Raw genomic sequence first — 17,240 nt, 5'->3', positions numbered from 1 at the left:
CAGGAGGACGGTGACTACTTGGCCGAGTCCAGCGCGGCCAGCGCCTGGGCCCAGCGGGTGTACTTCAGTTCGGCGAGCTCGGCGACGGTGGTGACACCGAACGCCTCCTTCAGCAGCTCCCCGTCACGCTCCGACACCCCCTTCAGCGCCGCGACGGGCGCAGCGAGGATCTCGGGCAGCGGCTTGTCCGCCCACGCCTTGTCCAGCACCTTGTCCAGATCGATCGAAGCCACGTGTGCCCTCCCAGGCCAACAGCGAGTCAAACCAGCGGTGCGCTTCCGCGCGACCCGCGGGCGCCGCCCGGAAGCGACGCCCGCGCGCGCGGAACCAGGGGTGATCGGGAACAGCAGTCGACCACCCCACGTGTTTCTACACGACTGTAGAAGCATAGGGGCAGGCCGGCGGATCACGGGCCGGTTCGAGGCCACGAGGACATGAAGAGTCCGGAAACGCATCGCGACCGGCCGGCTCCACCGGACTCCGGCCGACACCAGCGCACTCTGGCCGGCTCCACCAGCCTCCGGCCGGCTCCAGCGGACTCCGGCCCGCTCCACCAGACTCCGGCCGACTCCAGAGGTGCGGCGCCCGTCGGCAGAACCCGTACACACCCTGGCGGCCGCGCCGTTCGGCGTCGTGCGGTCAGGGCCGAGTCGCCGTGGTCAGCCAGACCGCGCCCCCGAGGCGGACGCCCTCCGGGGTCTCGTGCCGCCGGAGCGCCGTGGTCACCTCCTCGCGGACCGCGGCGATGACCTCGGCGGGGAGGCTGTCGAGATTGAAGCGGACGGGGCTCATCGCGAAGAAGAAGTCGGCGGCGTCGGCGGCGTCCCGCCCCCAGTGGACCAGCCCCTCGACCGGCGTCGTCGTCACGTCGGCGAACCCGGCGGCGGTGAGCACCTCGTGGACGCGGGCGGGGTCGGAGAGCGACATCATGCCGCGCGCGGCCGGGGAGGGCTCGCGCATGAGGGCGTTCGCCGGGGCGAACACCCGGGCGGACTCCCGGTGAGGGTCGGGCATCGAGGGACAGATGAAGGCGAGCCGGCCGCCGGGGCGCAGGGCCCGGCCGACGTTGGCGAACGCGGCGGCGTGGTCGGCGAAGAACATGACTCCGCCGCGACTGATGGCCACGTCGGTACCGCCGGGCGGGAAGGGATGGACCTCCGCGTCCCCCTGCTCGAAGACCGTGTTGAGGGTGCCCTCTTCGGCGGCGAGGGCGCGGGCGCGTTCCAGCATCGGCGCGGAGATGTCGACGCCCACCACCTGCCCGGAGCCGGCCCGGCGGGCCGCGCGGCGGGTGGTCTGTCCGGTTCCACACCCGATGTCGAGGACGCGGTCGCTCTCGCCGATGGCGGCCGCGGCGAACAGGGCGTCGTCGAAACCGCTGTTCAGCCTGTCGAAGCGGTCGTGGTGGTCGGCCCAGTGAGCCCCTTCGGGGCCGTTCCATGCCTGTGCTTGCCGGTCGTTGGCGATCTGCTGCATCAAGCGTCACCAATTTCACTAGAGTTGACTTCTAGAGTTCACCTCTAGGGATAGAGTTCCGGCATGGCAGATGTCAAGGGAACGGGGAAGCGGGCTCTCAAGGCCCGACAGACACGGGGGCGCATCCTGCAGGCCGCCCGCGAGCTGTTCGTGGAACGGGGGTACGGCGCCACGATGCTCCAGGACGTCGCGAACCTGGCCGGGGTGGCCGTGCAGACGATCTACTTCGTGTTCGGGAACAAGCGGAATCTGCTCAAGGAACTCGTCGACACCACGATCGCCGGTGACCAGGCGCCCCTCGCCACCATGGAGAGGCCGTGGTTCCGCGACGCGGTGGCCGCCGGGACCTCCGACGCGCACCTGCGGGCGCACGTACGCGGGACGCGGGAGATCCTCGAACGCGTCGCGCCGATCATGAGCATGGTCGACAGGGCTGCGGCGTCGGATCCCGAAGTCGCCGGGCTCTGGCACCAGGACGAGGACCCGCGGTACGTCGTCCACGCCGCCGCCGCGACCGCCCTGATGGCCAAGCCGGGAGCTCGTACCGACGTGTCCGCCGCACGGGCCGCGGACATGCTGTTCTGCGTGCTCAGCCCCGAGCTCTACCTGCTGTTCGTACGCGAGCGCGGGTGGTCGCCCGAACAGTGGGAGGAATGGTCCTACGACTGCCTGCGCCCACAGCTCTGCGCCGTCTAGATCCTCCGCCGGCGCGTCCCGCCGCGAGGAGCGGGGGGGCGTCGTCGAGGGGGCTGTCCTCGTCGACCGGGGCCGTCGCCGTCCAGGGTCGCGTTCCATGTCGGTGGCGGTGGACGCAGGACGGGCGCCGGCCCCGTCCGTGGCCCTCAGTCACACGGCATACCGGCCACAACTCCTCCCCAGGCCACAGGATGGGGCCGCCCACCGTGCTGTGCGACGCCTTCGGGGCGCCCGGCCCCGGGCGCGAGCGTGCAGGTCCCCTCCACCGCGTGGGCCCGGCGAACTCGACCTCTCCGCCTGCCCCGTCGATCCCGACCACCCCCACCGCTGGAGCATCCAGCGGCTTCCGGGCGCACCGGCCGACGTGGGCCGGTGTGTCCGGCCGCCGTCAGGACGTGGGCCAGTGAGTCCAGCCGCCGTCAGGACGTGGGCCGGTGTGTCCGGCCGCCGTCAGGACGTGGGGGGTGCGAGGGATGCGGGGGCGATCCGTACGGTCTCGACCCACGGCGGGGGCGCGGGGGCGTCCGGGCCGATCAGGGCTGCGACGAGCCGGCAGGAGAGCGGCTCGTCCGGCCACGGCGTGAAGCCGTCCGTCATGACGACCACGATGTTCGGCCGGTCCTGTGCCGCGAGCGCCGCCCGGATGCCGACCGTCATGTCCGTGCCGCCGCCCCCGGCCAGTGCGATCTGATCGACACCGGTGACCCGGGAGACGGCGTGCACGTCGGCGTCGCAGGCGAGGACGGCGACGCGGTTGCCGCCGACTCCCACCTCGCGCAGCACGCCCGACACCTCGGCCAGCGCGGCGGCCAGCTCCTCCTCCCCCATGGAGCCGGAGGTGTCCACGACGATCGCCACGCGCGGCAGCGGTCGGCGCAGGCTCGGCAGCACCACGCGCCCGCCGAGGGCGGAGGTGCGGCGGGAGGGGCGTCGGTAGGTGTAGTCGACCGCGCCGCTCGCCCAGGCGACGGCCTCCCGCACGGCGCCCGCCAGGGCCGTACGCCAGTCGACGGTGGGTTCGAGGACCTGTTCCGCCCAGCGCTGCCAGCCCACCGGAACGGTTCCGCGCGCGCCCCTGCGCGCCTGGGCGCGGATCGCCTGGGCGGTCTGCCTGCGCAACGCCTGCGCCTCCACCGGGCCCAGCCGGGCCAGATCCGCGCCGTTCTCCCCGAGGTCCCAGGGCGACGGCCGGCCGTGCGCGCCGGAGCCGCAGTCGACCGGATGCGGCGGGGAGGCGGGGATGCCCGGCAGGTAGCTCTCGAAGAGCCCTCCCGTGGGGAGCCCGAAGAGGCCGGGTTCCATGCGGCCCTGCGGGAGCTTCAGCCGGTCGGCGAGAAGGTCGTCGTTGATCTCGCAGTCCTGCGCGATGTTGACGCGCAGCGGATCCCGCTGGTCGGCCGCGGGAAGCCGGTCGGCCCGCCCGTGGTGGTCGCGCAGCAGGTGCGCGACCTCGTGGATCCACACCCCGGCGAGTTCCTCGATGCCGGTCTCCTCGACGAACCCGGGGGCCACGTAGCACCGCCAGAAGCGGTCGACGGCCATGGTCCGCACCCGTGGTGACGGCACGACGGTCAGCGCGTAGAGCGCGGAGGCCAGGTAGGGGCGCGCCTCGGCGGCCTTGTACCGGGCGGCCAGCAGTTTGGTCCGGTCGAGAGCGGGTGCGGGTACGGCAGCGGCTGGACGCTCGGGGACGGTGCGGGGGTCCGGGTGGGGGTCGGGTACGGGGCCGCTCGGGGGCGTCATCGGGGGCGTCCCTCAGCGGGCGGCCGGGAGCGTGCCGGCGAGGTGGAGAAGTTCCAGGAAGGCGTCGATCCCGGGCGGGACCGGCCACTGCGGCTCGCGGAGGGCGGCGAGGTCGCCCGCGGCGCGCGCCGCGACGTCCGGCACGCCCGCGTCCACGGCCTTGGCCAGGACCTCCCAGCCCGCCTCCCAGCGAGGGCGCGTGGGCTCGCTCTGCACGGCGGCCACCACGGCGATGAGGAAGGCCAGTTGACGGTCGCCGCGCTCGGGGAGGGCGAAGGCGCCCGGGTCGGCGAGGACCCGGTCGGGGTCGGGTAGGTCGAGGTTCTCCAGGTACGACACCAGCTCGATCCCCGCCGCCTCGCCGACCGCGCCGATGACGGCGGCGGACTGCGCCTCGCGCCCGGCGCCGGAGGCGTACCCGGTGGCGAGCAGCCGCAGCGCCATCTCCCAGGTGCGGGGCGACGGCCAGGCCCGCCCGCGCCCCTCGGCGGCGGGCGGCATGTGGTGGGCGAGGCCGGGCCGTGCGGTCAGGAAGCCGGAGATCACTCCGCGGGCGCGGGCGATCGCTCCGGAGATCCGCGCGGGGTCCACGCCGGGGAGCGCTGTCTCGGGCCAGGTTCCGGCCATGCCGCGGGCCACGGTGCGCGGGTCGTGGGTCCAGTCGAGATGGACGAAGCGGTTGGCGAGGGGCGGGGTGAGGTGCCAGCCGTCGGCGGCGCTGGAGGGCGGGTTGGCGGCCGCGACGATGCGGATCGAGGGGGGCAGCGCCAGGCTTCCGACCTTGCGTTCGAGGACGACACGCAGCAGGGCGGCCTGCACGGCGGGCGGCGCCGAGGAGAGTTCGTCGAGGAAGAGCAGTCCGTGGCCGGTGGTCGCGAGCCGGACGGCCCAGTCCGGAGGGGCCATCGGTACGCCGGTGGTCGCGGGGTCGTCCCCGACGACCGGGAGTCCGGCGAAGTCGGAGGGCTCGTGGACGCTGGCGACGACCGTCTCCAGGCGGACGCCGAGGGCGGCGGCGAGCTGTTCCATGCCGGCCGACTTGCCGATGCCGGGCTCGCCCCAGAGCAGTACGGGCTGATTGGCCGTCACCGCCAGCGCGAGTGCCTCCAGTTGGGGGTTCGCCGCAGGCTCGGTTCGGGTGATGTCCAGACGGGCGCCCAGCGCGTCGGCGGCCGCGAGGGCCGCGGAGGGCGCGGCGGGGGTGGGAGCGGCCGTTCCCGACGGGCCGGGGCGGGCGGCCCGCGTGTCGTCGGCCGCGAGAGCGGCGCCTGGTGCGGCGGGGGTGGGGATGCCGGTGGGGACGGGTTCGGGTCCGCCGGGCAGGGGGGTCGTCATGGTCCGGTCGCCGTTTCCTCGTCGTCGCTGTGCTCCGCGCCGCTCTCGCCGCGGTGGGGCGCGTCCTCCGCGTACGCCCGCGCGTCCTCGGGCGGTTCCTCGTCCCAGTCCGGCTCGCCGTCGCGTTCCGCGATGTAGTCGTCGTACCAGTCGGAGCCGATCCCCGGGTGCTCCGCCAGGACCCGGCGGCGCAGGAACATGAGGTCCGTGCGGGCGTACTTGCGGACGATCTGGGCGAGGGAGAGCTCCATCTCGTCGGTCGCGTCGATGCGGGCGCCCGCGGCGACGAGGTCCCGGACGAGGTCGGGGGAACCGCCGCCGCACACCGCGGCGACCAGGGGCGTCCGCCCGTTCCTGTCGACGGCCTCCAGGTCCGACCCGGCGGCCAGCAGCCGCGGCAGCAGGGCGCGGTGGTCGAGCAGGTGGAGCAAGTGCAGGAGGCTCCGGCGGTCACCGTCGCGGATCAGGGGGTCGGTCCCCGCGTCGAGCAGGGCGAGCACGCCCGGGGTGTCCCCGTGCTGGACGTGCAGGAAGAACGCACGGCGCTCGTCCCGCAGGGCGTGCGGAAGCCGTCCTTCGCCGCTGGTCCAGGCGTGGCGGGTGGCGAAGCAGCCCGACACGGCGCCGCCGAAGGCGCGCAGGGCCAGTTCGCGCCGCTGCTCCTGCTCGGTGTGCGGGACGTCGAGCGTGCCGTCGCGCGAGACGACCTGGTGCCACTCGCCCCGGCAGCGGACGTGGACGGGTGCGGGTGGTGTCGGCCCGCCCGGACCGGTGGCGGGACCGAGCTGAGGGAAGAGCGCGGCGGCGACCAGCGGGTGCAGGGCGTCGGGGCCGATCCGCCCGGCTCTCAACAGGCCGATGTCGGGCAGGCGTTGCCAGGCGTACGAGGGGAGGTACGCGACACTCTCCGCCGTACGCGTCAGCGCCGACACCCGTGCCGGGGCGTGCGCGGCTCCCCCACCGGAGCCGGTGACGCCGGCGGAGGCGGGGGCTCGGTCGAGGACGGGTACTCGGTCGAGGACGGGTGCCTCGGCGGGGTCGAGGTCGAAGCGCAGGTCGCCGCGCCAGGTCACGCGGACGCGGAAGCTCGTACCGCGTCCGGCCGCCTGGAGCAGACGGATCTCGGGAGCGATGCGGGTGAGGTCGAAGGCGGTGCGACCGATCAGGTCGTGGACGTCGAGCGGTGGTCGGCTCGGCCGTTCCACCGGCGGGGCCGTCAGGTCGAGGTCGAGGCCGGCCGCGGCGAACGCCTCGACGTGGTCGCCCCGGCCCTGGAGCACGGCCACCCATTCGGCGAGGGCCGCCGGATCGGCGTGCCCGGGGTCCTCGGCGGGCAGCTCCTCCGGGGTGAGAGGGGTGCCGTCACGGTGGAGGAACGGCAGCCGCTCGGAGCCCGTTCCGCCGGCGCAGAGCCGCAGCTCGGCGGTGCGGCGGGCGTCCCAGAAGCGGCGGGCGGCGGTCCAGTCCTCGGTGGTGTAGTTGAGGCCGTGCAGTGTGTCCCGTGCCGGATCCACGGCCGGGCCGAAGCGCAGTGCGAGCCGCTGCGGTCCCGCCAGCATGGGCGAGGTGGTGACCGAGAGGACGGGTTCCCGGGGTCCGTAGACGGCGAGGACGATCCGCCGGCACGGCGCCAGGGTGGTGTGCCCGCCGAGGACGCGCGGCAGGTGCCAGCGCAGCAGGTCGGGTGCCAGGTGACACAGGTCGTCGGCGACCCGGGCGGCCACGTCGGTGCCGTACCGCTCGGCGATCCGGTCCGGATCGAGGTCGGCCGGGACGTCGACCGCGGCGACGGCGCAGGCGGTTCGCCAGTCCCCCGCGAGCCGGGCGTCGGTCGCCCGCTCGATCATCCAGTCGGGTACGGCGTGGCGGCGGATCCGGGTCCAGGCGGCGGCGTCCTCGGGCGACAGGCCCGCGGGCTGCGCGGCGCGGAGCCCGGACGGCCTGCGGCTCCGCCGTCGCGGGACCGAAGGCCCCGGGACCGACTGCCCTGTGGACGCCTGCCCCGTGGTCAGCTGCCCAGTCGCCGTCTGCCCCAGGGTCGACTGCCCAGCCGCCGTCTGCCCCGTGGTCGACCGGGGTGTCGCGCTCCCGCTCACCGGTACACGCTGCCGATCGCGCGGAGGTCCTGGTGGCTGGGCCGCGCGGGGTGCAGCCGCTCGGTGAAGATCCGCTTGACGCGGCGGGGCAGACCGGGGCCGAGGCCCACGTACTCCAGGTGGTGGCCGTCGCCCAGCGCGGCGAGCAGGGCCTTGGCGCCGCGCCCGGTGATGCCGGTGTGGCGCAGTTCGAGACGGCGGAGGGGGCTGCCGGGGAGGGCGGCGGCGAGGGCGTGCGCGCCGTCGTCGCCCGTGGCGTTGCCGGTGGCGCCCAGGCTCCGTTCGGACATGGTCCGGCCGAGGTCGAGGGACTCGATGCCGTCGAGGGCGTCGGCCAGGGCCCGGGCGCCCGCGGGGCCGATGCCGTTGCCGCCCAGGCCGAGGCGTACGGGTCGGGCCGGGTCGACGACCGCGGCCAGGACGGCGGCGCCGGCGTCACCGAGGTGGTTGGCCGGCAGGTACAGCTCACGCACGCCGGCGTCGCGGACGAGGGCGGCGAGGACGGGGGCGTCGGCGGCGGTGAGTCCGTTGCCGCCGAGGAAGAGCCTTTCGAGCGGCACGGCGCGCGCGAGGAGCGCGTCGAGGAGAAGCCGGACGCCTTCGGGCCCGATGCCCGAGTTGACCAGATCCAGGGTGCGCAGCGCGGTGTTGCGGCGCAGCAGCCCGGCGAGGGTGCGGGCGCCGGCGGCGTGGACGGGGTTCCGCTTGAGCCACAGGGCGCGGACCGTGGTGTCGTCGGCGAGGGCTCCGGCGAGGGCCGTCACGCCGTCGGGGCCGATCCGGTTGCAGCCGAGGTAGAGGGTCCGGATGCCGTGTCCGGTGCCGCGGCCCGCAGCCTCCTCCTCGCCGGTACGGGAGAGGGCGGCGGCCACGGACGCGGCGCCCTCGTCGCCGAGGGCGTCGGTGCCGAGGAGCAGGTGGACGGCGTGCGGGGAGGCGGCGGCCACGGGCAGCAGCCGGGCGGCCCCGCCGGGACCCAGGCCCTGCTTGCACAGGTCGACCCGGCCGTCGGCGCGCAGCGTTCCGAGCGGGAACACCTCGTCGGCGGCGACCTCCCGCTCCTCGCCGAGCCGGTCGAGCAGGGGTCCGAGCGCGGCGGGATCGGCCTGTGGCAGATCCGGGTGCTCGATCGCCGGGCACCGTACGGGCGTTGTCGGCTGGGTCATCACCACTCCACCGGTCCTCCGCCGGGGCCCGGCGTCCGCGTCGACACAAGAAGGCGCAAGACCGGTCGGATTCGAACCGACGTCCTCCAGCTCGATGCGTGGGCGCGACGACCTCTGCGCTACGGCCTTGCTGCGGGTGATCATAGCCACCCCCACCGACAATTTCGATCACCAGTACGGATCCGGGGGGAGGCGAACGAAGAGCGGGGTCGCCTATCCTCGGTCCTCTCCCATGAACGACCCTCAGGGCGCCTCGTGAGAACGACGGGCGAGACTCCTCGCGCCGCCCGTTCCCGGGAGTGGGGTCTCAGCCGGCGCCCTCGTCCGGCGCGTCGAGGAGGGCCATGTCGTCCTCGGTGAGGCGCAGGCTTCCGGCGGCGATGTTCTCCGCGAGGTGCGCCGGGTTCGTCGTACCGGGAATGGCCAGCACGTGCGGACCCCGGTGGAGGGTCCAGGCGAGCCGCACCTGGGCCGGCGTGGCGCCATGGGCGCGGGCGACGGCACGGACCCGCTCGTCGCGCTCCTGGCCCGCGGCCGCCTCGCGCCGGAGGCCGGCGACCGCGAAGAAGGGGACGAAGGCGATGCCCTGCTCCCCGCACAGGTCCACCAGTCCGTTCTCGTCGGCGCGGCGCCAGTCCAGACCGTAGGAGTTCTGTACGCAGCACACGGGCGCGATCTCCTGGGCCTCGGCCAGGTGCTCGGGCAGGACGGCGGAGAGTCCGAGGTGCCGGATCAGGCCGGCCTCGCGCAGCTCGGCGAGCGCCCCGAAGTGCTCGGCGATCGACCCCGTACGGGGGCCTCCGACGCGCAGGTTCACCACGTCCAGACAGTCCCGGCCGAGCTGACGCAGGTTCTCCTCCACCTGCCCGCGCAACTGGTCGGGGCGGACGATGCCGAGCCATTCCCCGCCGGGATCGCGACCCGGGCCGACCTTCGTCACCACGACCACCTCACCGGACCAGGACGACAGGGCGCGGTTGATGAGCTCGTTCGCGGACCGCAGGGCCGAGAAGTAGAAGGCGGCCGTGTCGATGTGGTCGACCCCCTGCTCGAAGGCACTGTGCAGCAGGCCGACCGCGACGTCCCGGTCGATCGGCGCGCCGTCGGAGTTGCCCCTCATGCCGTTGCCCGTGAGCCGCATCGCGCCGTAACCGACGCGGTTCACCTCCAGGTCCCCGAGTCTCCAGGTCCCCGCTCCCGCCGCTGCGTTCACCGTGCTCCTCCACCCTCCGGATCATCAGGTCCTGGAGTATGGAGCCGCCACGGTGCGCCGCGACAGGTCCTCAGGCTGGGCGAAACGCCACACTCCCCTCGGGAACCAACCGTCACCGCCCTCTCGTTGTACCCGACAGGAAAGCACGGCTGATGGTCGGGAGCGGCGCTGACGATCACACCACTCCCGCGACGGGTGCGCAGCGCGACCTCCGAGCGACTCGGGCGGACGCGCGGGGTCTCCAGAGCCTGGGCCACCGGCCGGCGTGACGCCGGCCTGTGGTCCCCGCCCCTCACGGAAGGAACGCCCCGCTCATCCCACCGTCGGCCCGCCCTCGGACGACCATCAGCCCAGCGTCAACCCGCCCTCAAGCGACCGTCAGAACGATCTTCCCGGTCGTACGGCCCCGTTCGCCGAGCTCATGGGCCTTCGCGGCCTCGGCGAGCGGAAGGACGGTGTCGACCACGGGCCTCAGCCGGCCCTGCTCCACGAGAGCCGCGATCTCCCGCAGCCCGAGGTGGTCGGGCTCGACCAGGACCCAGTCCGCCCGGATGCCGTCCGGGGCGGCGGGGACGTCGTCCGGGCCCGGCAGGGTGATCAGCCTTCCGCCGGCGCGGAGCACCGCGAGGGAGCGCCTCGCCGTGTCCCCGCCGAGGCCGTCGAGCACGACGTCCACGTCCGTGACCACGTCCTCGAAGCGGGCCTCGCGGTAGTCGATCACCTCGTCCGCGCCCAGCTCCCTCACCAGGTCGTGCTTGGCGGCGCTCGCGGTGCCGATCACGTACGCACCCCGCGCCTTGGCGATCTGCACGGCGAAGTGCCCCACCCCTCCGGCCGCCGCGTGCACGAGCACCCGCTCCCCGGGGCGGACGTCCGCCGTGTCGACGAGGGCCTGCCACGCGGTGAGCGCCGCCAGCGGCAGTGCGGCGGCCTCGACGTGCGTCAGGGAGGCGGGCTTGGGGGCGAGGTGCCGCGCCGGGGCCACGACGTACTCGGCGTACCCGCCCGCCTGCCTCGGGAAGAGCGGCATGCCGAAGACCTCGTCGCCGGGGCGGAAGATCCCCACTCCCGGGCCGACGGCCTCCACCGTGCCGGACACGTCCCATCCGACGGCCGGGACGGCACCCCACTCGATGAGGGCACCGCTCGCGCGGGTCTTCCAGTCCACGGGGTTCACCCCGGCCGCGTGGACCCGCACCAGGACCTCGTTCAGGCCGGGCTCGGGGCGCTCCACCTCGCGCTCCACCAGGTTCTCGGGTCCGCCCCACTGCTCCACGACCACCGCACGCATCGCGTCCGCCTCGTTCCGCTCGATCGGCGCCCCCGGATCCCTTCCGGCGGCGATGCGTCCACGATCCGGTACGGCGTCCACAAGTGGTGTTGGCCGTTCGGCCAGCATGTGACAGGATCTGGCCATGAGCGAAACGGTCGGCCCGATGACGACGGAAAGCGACGCGGAAGCGCGGACGGAGCCCCACCGGGTCGCCGTGCTCGCGCTGCCCGGGGTGCCGCCCTTCGAGCTCGGCATCCCCTCCCGGGTCTTCGGCTGCGTCGAGGACCCTGCGGGCCGTCCCCTGTACGAGGTCACGATCTGTACGGCGGACGGCGCGCCCGTCCTCAGTGACGCCGGGTTCACCGTCCAGCCCACCGCCGGGCCCGAGGCCCTCGCCACCGCCGACACCGTCGTCCTCCCGCCCACGCACGCCATGCCCGAGCTGGGGAACGGCGGCCCGCTCCCGCCCGAGGTCGCCGCGGCCATCGCCGGCATCCGGCCCGGCACCCGCCTGGTCTCCATCTGCACCGGGTCCTACGTGCTGGCCGCCGCCGGTCTCCTCGACGGCCGACCGGCCACCACGCACTGGAACCTGGCCCCGGAGTTCCGCCGGGCCTACCCCCGGGTCAAGGTCGACGAGGACGTGCTCTTCGTCGACGACGGCGACGTGCTCACCTCCGCGGGCGTGGCCGCGGGTGTCGACCTGTGCCTGCACATGATCCGCCGCGACCACGGCGCCGCGGCGGCGAACCGCGCCGCCCGCATGTGCGTCGTGCCGCCGTGGCGCGACGGAGGACAGGCCCAGTTCATCGACCGGCCCGTCCCCGAGCCCACCCTGGCCAGCACCACGGAGACCCGCGCCTGGGCCCTGGAGCACCTGACGGAGCCGCTCACCCTCGCGCGGCTCGCCGAGCACGCGCGGATGAGCCTGCGTTCCTTCACCCGCCGCTTCCGCGACGAGGTCGGCATGACTCCGGTGCAGTGGCTCACGGCGCAGCGCCTCGAACTGGCCAAGCAGCTCCTGGAGACGACCGATCTCCCCGTCGACCTCGTCGCCCACCGCGCCGGCCTCGGCTCGGGCAACTCCCTGCGCGCACACATGCGTACCGCCTTCGGCACCTCGCCGGCCGCCTACCGCCGAGCCTTCGGCCCGACGGCCCCGCCGACGCCCGCCGGAACCCACGGGTGATCCGCCCGCCCCGCTGACACCGAGCACGAGCGGCTGCCCTCAGGGCGCGGTCGCGAGGTGCCTGGTGTGGGGCGGCCGGGATCCGTGGTGACCTCACCGCCGCTTCATCCGGGCCAAGGCGGACGGAACCCGGCCCAGTCCCGCCAACACACCTCACAGCCGGCTGGGACACCCACCACTCCCCCGCGCTCGACCCGGTTGGCGTGAACACGCAAGGGGAGGTCATGATGGGGCCATGGCAAACGGGGTGGACAACGGGACGGCGGACGGGCCGGTGGCGTGCCCCCGGTGCGGCGCGGCCGACACCGTGCCGGTCGCCGACGCGACCGATACCAGCGGATGCGTGCACGTCGCCGAGGGCACCGTGCTCGCGCTCATGGCCGGGGCCGCGGGCACGTACTACGCCGACGAACGGGACCTGCCGTGGCTCACGGCGGTCGGGGCCGTCGTCGCCGTACTCCTCCTCGCCGGCACGATCGCCGTCGTGCGCGGCGAGAACCGGGACGCGCGAAGAGCACGGTCCGCCGTGGACCGCGCCGCCGCGGCGGGTACCGTCGCCACCCACTACTGCGCCGCGTGCGGGGAGGCGTCCTCCCCCGTAACGCCCGGAACAGACGCCCCCGTCACGGGCAGGACCGACCTTCCCGATGGGCCCTGAAGGTCACCCCGGAGAGGGTCGCGGGGCGGGCACCGTGCGACCGAGGGGTACGGGGGGGGCGAAGGGTCGGTTCCACCCGATACGCTCGAATCTCGAATGAGGATTCATCACGTCCTGATCCGGGGGAGTCGACGTGTCGTCGGACATTTCCGAGCGGGTGCGCGTACTGCTGACCACGACCGGTGCGTCTGCCGACCTGGGGCGCTACTTCGGCGTCGACGAGGCGAAGGGTGATCCACCCGCTTTCACCGGTTCCCGCTTCGAGCACCTGGACGGTGGCGGCGATCGGGCAGACGTCGTCGACGTCATCACCGCGGCAGACCTGATAGCCGTACAGACACTCTCGATCAAGGTGCCGGCCTCGGCGGCGCTCGCCCTCCTGGAAGGGAGGGTCGCAGAGGAGCTGTCCGTGCTCCTCGCCCAGATCCCCGCCGACCTGGATATGGCAGATGCGGACCCCGCTCTGCTGGAGCCCGGATCTCCGGCCGACCGGGCCTGGCGTCTCATCCGAGGCCAGAAGGGCCTGGGATGGGTGACGGCCGGCAAGCTCCTGGCTCGCAAGCGGCCGCGCCTGTTGCCGGTCTACGACCAGGTGGTGCGCTGCGCGGTCGGGCACCCTGAGTCGTTCTGGTCGTCACTGCGCGCCGCGTTGGCCGCCGATGGCGGGGCCCTGCACAAGGAGCTTCTCTCGCTGCGGGACGGCGTCGGCGTGCCGAAGACAGTCTCCGCGCTGCGGGTCTGTGATGTCGTGCTGTGGATGAGCCATGCGGCAAAGCACAGGGAGAGGGACTGCGGAGACGTCCGCGCCTGATCCCCCCTCCCCGGTCTCCGTCGCCGCGTCGGCCACGTTCCGGATGCCCAGCTCCCCGGACAACAGGGCCGACACGCTCACGACGCGAGTCGGTCGCCTCCGCGACGACGCCTCAGAACCCGGCCATCGATTTGTCGAACACTCCACCCACGGCACCGTAGGCGCTGCAACGCATCGAGTGACTGGCTCTGCGGCGGAGTCCGTATCCGACGACGAACGACAACGCGAAGAGCGCACCGATGACCAGGGCCACGACCGGGTTGTAGACGACGTACGCGAAGCCCGCGGCGCCGGTCCAGACGAGGATCGGCAGCAGCGAGCCGCGCAGCACCGACCAGAAGCTGATCCGTTGTGGCCCCGAGGGCAACGCGCGTTCGTGCCACACGTCTATGTGGTTCCTGGTCACACAATGCTCCGGCCGCATGAAGCCATCACAGCACAGTTCGGAGCGTCGCTGAGATCGTCAGGATTGCGCCTGGCTCGTGCGGTCGGGCCAGGGGGTGCGGTGGAGGGTCACCAGGAGGCGCCAGATGTTCTGGGCGATCTGGTCGGCGGTGGCCTCGATGAGGCCGTGGAGCCAGTCGGCGAGGACGCCTGCGAAGGTCGCGGCGACGGCGGAGGCGATCAGGTCGGGTTCCGGGGCGCCGGCCAAGGCGCGCTCGGTGCGGCTGCGGGCCCGCAGCTCCTGGTGCAGGACGTGCCCGAGGGGGCCGCTGCCGCCGGGGCGCAGCAGCTCCCGGTAGAGGCCCGCGTGAGGGGCGAACGCCTCGAAGAAGGCCGACAGGGCCGGGGGCGGGGTCGCGGGGTCGGGGACTCCTCGCCAGGCGTGGAGGGCGTCGACGGCTTCGCGGACGATGTCGGCGCAGGCGTCGACGGCGAGCGCCTCCATGTCCGCGTAGTGAAGGTAGAAGGTCGCGCGGCCGACGCCCGCCCGGCGCACGAGGGCGGCGACGCCGACCTCCGCGAGCGGGCGGTCCGCGCATTCCTCGAGCAGGGCTCCGCGCAGCTTGGCGCGCGTGCGCGCCGTACGGGGGTCTGCCTGCGCTCTGGTCACCGGGCGAGCATAACGGCGGTCAAGGTCAGGGCCCCGGGCAGCGCCTGGGCGAGGAGGATGCGCCGGTTGGCGGTGAGGCCGCCGTACAGTCCCGCGACGACCACGCAGCCGAGGAAGAAGACCTGGACGCGGAAGCCGGTCGGCTCGTCGGCGACGAGCCCCCACACGAGCCCGGCGGCCAGGAAACCGTTGTAGAGACCCTGGTTCGCGGCGAGCGGCGCGGTGGCGCGGGCCATGTCCGCGTCGAACCCGGAGAGGCCGCGGCCCGGCTTCCGCTCCCAGAGGAACATCTCGAGAACGAGGATGTACGCGTGCAGCGCCGCCACCAGCGCGACCAGCACGTTCGCCGTCATGTCCACCCATACTCCTTCTGCGCAGCGCGACTTTCTGGATGAGTGTCCAGAATACATGGACACCTGTCCAGAAAGTTCGAAGGGTGGTGGGTAGGCCCCGTCCGGGCGGCGCGCGGTCGGCCGCACACGGGGCGCGCCCGGAGGTTCACCCCCGCCGTCAGGAAGTCGGCGTCCCTTCTTCCCGGCGCTGCGCGTCGCGCCGGCGTCGCGCGCGCTCGAACTCCGCCACGTCCCGTATCCAGGGGCCGTACGGGTCGAGCGCGGCGCAGCCACCACGGGCGAATGCGCTCACCAGGGTGCGGTAACCGCCCATCCCGTCGACGAGGCCGTACTCGACGAGGTACTCCGGCTCCGCGCCGTCCCCGCCCGCGCGCAGGGTCGTGACACGGGCGAGGGAGTCGGCGTAGAAGTGCAGCTGGATCCCTTCGCCCAGTTCCTCGTCCTCGATGGTGAACACCTCGTTGTCCCCGGCGGAGCGGTCGCCGACGAACTCCCAGAACTCCGCGGCGGCGGTACGGGGGCCACCCGGTCGCCATTTCTCCTCGGCGCCCTTGTCGTCGGTGAACGTCAGGGCGTTCCTCCTCGCGCCCCCGGCGGGGCCCGCGGCCTCCTCGCCGTCGTCCACGGGCGCGTTCCTCGCTCGGGCAGCGGCCTCGGAGCACATCAGGAAGCCGACCGAGCGCACGGCGTCGGCGGCGAGGCCGGGGTGCCCGCGACGCAGGGCGACCTCGACCGCCCTCTCCATCCGGGCCCAGTCGCGCTTGTCGGTGGCGCGCTTCCCCCGTCGGGGATCGCGGCCGATCCTCATCCCGGCACAGGCCCGCTCCGCGGTGTCGATCACCCGCAGGACCTCGGGCAGCAGCGCGGGATCGACGGCGTCGGGGATCCTCTTCGGCACCGTCGACCGGTGCAGGTACTGGCCGGTGTAGCGCAGCAGCGCGGTGTCGAGGGGCCGGAGCACCACTCCGCGCCGGGCGCGTTCGCGGTTCGCGTGATGCTCCTGGGCGCGCTTCGGGTTCGCGGTCTCCGTCGCCCCGCGCATCGCCGCGCACACCTGGCCGCGGTCGAGCAGGCCGATGTCGGCCCCGTGCGACACGAGCCCGCTCCTGTTCCAGCGGACGCGCCGGAAGAACGCGTCGACGTCCTCCGGCGCGGCCAGCAGAACCGGGTCCAGGAGCGCGACGGCGGCGTCCTCGTCGAGCCGGCCCCGAGTGCCGGCGTCCTCGCACAGCGGGAGGACCACGCTCCACAGCAGCAGGTGCCTGCCCAGGTCCTCCTCGATCACCGCGCGGTGCGCCTCGCCGATCGGGAAGGTGAAGGTGCGCGGCTCGTGGTTGGCGTCCGCCCCCGCGCCGAGCAGCAGCCTCAGCTCGCCGTCCTCGCTGATCACTCGCGGGATCCAGCCACTGCGCGCGAAAACCGTCTCTCTCATGGGCCCAGTCTTCCGGACCGGCACCAGGCGGCATCGGGGTGGGTCCGGCCGGGGCCCGGCACCCGTTCACCCCACCCCGCGTGTCCCCCACCGCCCCGGTCGCGTTGGGTCTAGGCCGGAGCCGAACGTGCCCTGGTCAAGGAGAGGTGCACCCTCATGAACAAGACGCGCCAGGCGTTCTCCCTCGCCGCGCTGCTGCTGACAGCCACCGTCCTGCCCGCCCTGCCCGCGCACGCGGTCACGCCGACCGACGCGAGCGCCTTCTGCCCGTACGGCGACGCCGGCTCGCTCGTGGGAAGCCGTGTCGCGGAGACGGGCCGGGGCCACACCGACATCGTCACGCCGGACGGCGAGGCGGTCCGGCTGGTCGGCAACGTCCGGACGGCCGAGGAAGGGGACATGCTCACCATGGACTACGACGAGTCCCGGCTGACCCTGCTCCACCGGGGCGCCCGCGTCGTACGAGCCGAGTGCACCTGACAGGACGGCCGCTGCCGGCCGCCGCGCGGCCGGGGGTGAGCGGGGCGGTCTGCGGTGACGGGGGGGGCGGCGACGACCGGGGGGCGGCGGCGACCCGGGTGCTGGTTCGGCACGGACGAGGCCCTGACCAGCATCACTCGTCGACCGAGGGTCCCCCGGGATAGCTGACGCGGAACCCGCGGGGTGTCCGCGCGGAACCCGGGATCACCGGCGCGGAACCCGGGGGGTGTCGGCGCGGAACCCCGGGTTTCGGCGCCGAACCCAG

At 74.0% G+C, this 17,240-nt stretch carries 17 protein-coding genes and 1 pseudogene; 5 read left to right on the top strand and 13 right to left on the bottom strand.

Going from position 1 to position 17,240, the window contains the following annotated elements:
* Positions 1-14 precede the first annotated feature (14 nt).
* Both ACF1BN_RS31980 and ACF1BN_RS31975 read right to left on the bottom strand, forming a co-directional pair.
* A complete protein-coding gene (locus tag ACF1BN_RS31980) occupies positions 15-233 on the bottom strand; it encodes a hypothetical protein (protein WP_392335072.1) in 219 nt (72 codons plus the stop codon).
* 406 nt (positions 234-639) lie between these two features.
* Positions 640-1,476: a class I SAM-dependent methyltransferase gene (locus ACF1BN_RS31975; RefSeq protein ID WP_392335071.1), complete on the bottom strand. Its 837-nt coding sequence runs from the start codon at positions 1,474-1,476 to the stop codon at positions 640-642.
* 63 nt (positions 1,477-1,539) lie between these two features.
* On the opposite strand from ACF1BN_RS31975, the gene ACF1BN_RS31970 reads away from it, so the two are divergent.
* Positions 1,540-2,172: a TetR/AcrR family transcriptional regulator gene (locus tag ACF1BN_RS31970; RefSeq protein ID WP_392335070.1), complete on the top strand. Its 633-nt coding sequence runs from the start codon at positions 1,540-1,542 to the stop codon at positions 2,170-2,172.
* 450 nt (positions 2,173-2,622) lie between these two features.
* Here ACF1BN_RS31970 and ACF1BN_RS31965 read toward each other — a convergent pair whose 3' ends face one another.
* The 7 genes and pseudogenes from ACF1BN_RS31965 to ACF1BN_RS31935 all read right to left on the bottom strand — a co-directional run bounded on the left by ACF1BN_RS31965 (position 2,623) and on the right by ACF1BN_RS31935 (position 11,016).
* On the bottom strand, positions 2,623-3,915 hold the full coding sequence (locus ACF1BN_RS31965; protein WP_392335069.1) for a VWA-like domain-containing protein: 1,293 nt from the start codon (positions 3,913-3,915) through the stop codon (positions 2,623-2,625).
* Positions 3,916-3,927: 12 nt separating this feature from the next.
* Entirely contained in the window at positions 3,928-5,250 is a 1,323-nt protein-coding gene (locus tag ACF1BN_RS31960; protein WP_392335068.1) for an AAA family ATPase, read from the bottom strand.
* A complete protein-coding gene (locus ACF1BN_RS31955) occupies positions 5,247-7,097 on the bottom strand; it encodes an ankyrin repeat domain-containing protein (protein WP_392335067.1) in 1,851 nt (616 codons plus the stop codon). The genes ACF1BN_RS31960 and ACF1BN_RS31955 overlap by 4 nt, the downstream gene beginning before the upstream one ends.
* Positions 7,098-7,342: 245 nt before the next feature.
* A complete protein-coding gene (locus ACF1BN_RS31950; protein WP_392335066.1) occupies positions 7,343-8,512 on the bottom strand; it encodes a gala protein in 1,170 nt (389 codons plus the stop codon).
* Between the two features lie 56 nt (positions 8,513-8,568).
* Positions 8,569-8,641 (bottom strand): annotated as a pseudogene (locus tag ACF1BN_RS31945).
* A gap of 178 nt (positions 8,642-8,819) precedes the next feature.
* Positions 8,820-9,725 (bottom strand): aldo/keto reductase, encoded by a 906-nt coding sequence (locus tag ACF1BN_RS31940; RefSeq protein WP_392335065.1) that lies wholly within the window; start codon positions 9,723-9,725, stop codon positions 8,820-8,822.
* Positions 9,726-10,092: 367 nt separating this feature from the next.
* The gene (locus ACF1BN_RS31935; protein ID WP_392335139.1) at positions 10,093-11,016 is read right to left on the bottom strand and encodes an NADP-dependent oxidoreductase; all 924 of its coding nucleotides are present in this window, start codon (positions 11,014-11,016) and stop codon (positions 10,093-10,095) included.
* A gap of 124 nt (positions 11,017-11,140) precedes the next feature.
* On the opposite strand from ACF1BN_RS31935, the gene ACF1BN_RS31930 reads away from it, so the two are divergent.
* The 3 genes from ACF1BN_RS31930 to ACF1BN_RS31920 all read left to right on the top strand — a co-directional run bounded on the left by ACF1BN_RS31930 (position 11,141) and on the right by ACF1BN_RS31920 (position 13,656).
* On the top strand, positions 11,141-12,187 hold the full coding sequence (locus tag ACF1BN_RS31930; protein ID WP_392335064.1) for a GlxA family transcriptional regulator: 1,047 nt from the start codon (positions 11,141-11,143) through the stop codon (positions 12,185-12,187).
* Positions 12,188-12,422: 235 nt separating this feature from the next.
* Entirely contained in the window at positions 12,423-12,845 is a 423-nt protein-coding gene (locus ACF1BN_RS31925) for a hypothetical protein (protein WP_392335063.1), read from the top strand.
* A 133-nt stretch (positions 12,846-12,978) separates the two neighbouring features.
* Positions 12,979-13,656, top strand: coding sequence for a DUF6308 family protein (locus ACF1BN_RS31920; protein ID WP_392335062.1), 678 nt, complete (start codon positions 12,979-12,981; stop codon positions 13,654-13,656).
* Positions 13,657-13,768: 112 nt separating this feature from the next.
* Here ACF1BN_RS31920 and ACF1BN_RS31915 read toward each other — a convergent pair whose 3' ends face one another.
* The 4 genes from ACF1BN_RS31915 to ACF1BN_RS31900 all read right to left on the bottom strand — a co-directional run bounded on the left by ACF1BN_RS31915 (position 13,769) and on the right by ACF1BN_RS31900 (position 16,495).
* Complete coding sequence (locus ACF1BN_RS31915) at positions 13,769-14,062, bottom strand: hypothetical protein (RefSeq protein ID WP_392335061.1); 294 nt, start codon at positions 14,060-14,062, stop codon at positions 13,769-13,771.
* Between the two features lie 57 nt (positions 14,063-14,119).
* A complete protein-coding gene (locus ACF1BN_RS31910) occupies positions 14,120-14,710 on the bottom strand; it encodes a TetR/AcrR family transcriptional regulator (RefSeq protein WP_392335060.1) in 591 nt (196 codons plus the stop codon).
* Positions 14,707-15,069, bottom strand: coding sequence for a DUF1304 domain-containing protein (locus ACF1BN_RS31905; RefSeq protein WP_392335059.1), 363 nt, complete (start codon positions 15,067-15,069; stop codon positions 14,707-14,709). Before ACF1BN_RS31905 ends, ACF1BN_RS31910 begins: the two co-directional genes overlap by 4 nt.
* A gap of 151 nt (positions 15,070-15,220) precedes the next feature.
* Positions 15,221-16,495, bottom strand: coding sequence for a DUF6357 family protein (locus ACF1BN_RS31900; RefSeq protein WP_392335058.1), 1,275 nt, complete (start codon positions 16,493-16,495; stop codon positions 15,221-15,223).
* Between the two features lie 156 nt (positions 16,496-16,651).
* Between ACF1BN_RS31900 and ACF1BN_RS31895 the strand changes: the two genes are divergently transcribed.
* Positions 16,652-16,975 carry a hypothetical protein gene (locus ACF1BN_RS31895; protein ID WP_392335057.1) on the top strand — a complete coding sequence of 108 codons (324 nt, stop codon included), beginning with the start codon at positions 16,652-16,654 and terminating at the stop codon, positions 16,973-16,975.
* Positions 16,976-17,240: the final 265 nt, after the last annotated feature.

This window comes from Streptomyces sp. NPDC014861 (assembly GCF_043081625.1).
Classification (GTDB): domain Bacteria; phylum Actinomycetota; class Actinomycetes; order Streptomycetales; family Streptomycetaceae; genus Streptomyces.
The sequence above is the reverse complement of the archived record's forward strand: the minus strand, read 5'-3'. Positions and strand labels throughout refer to the sequence as shown.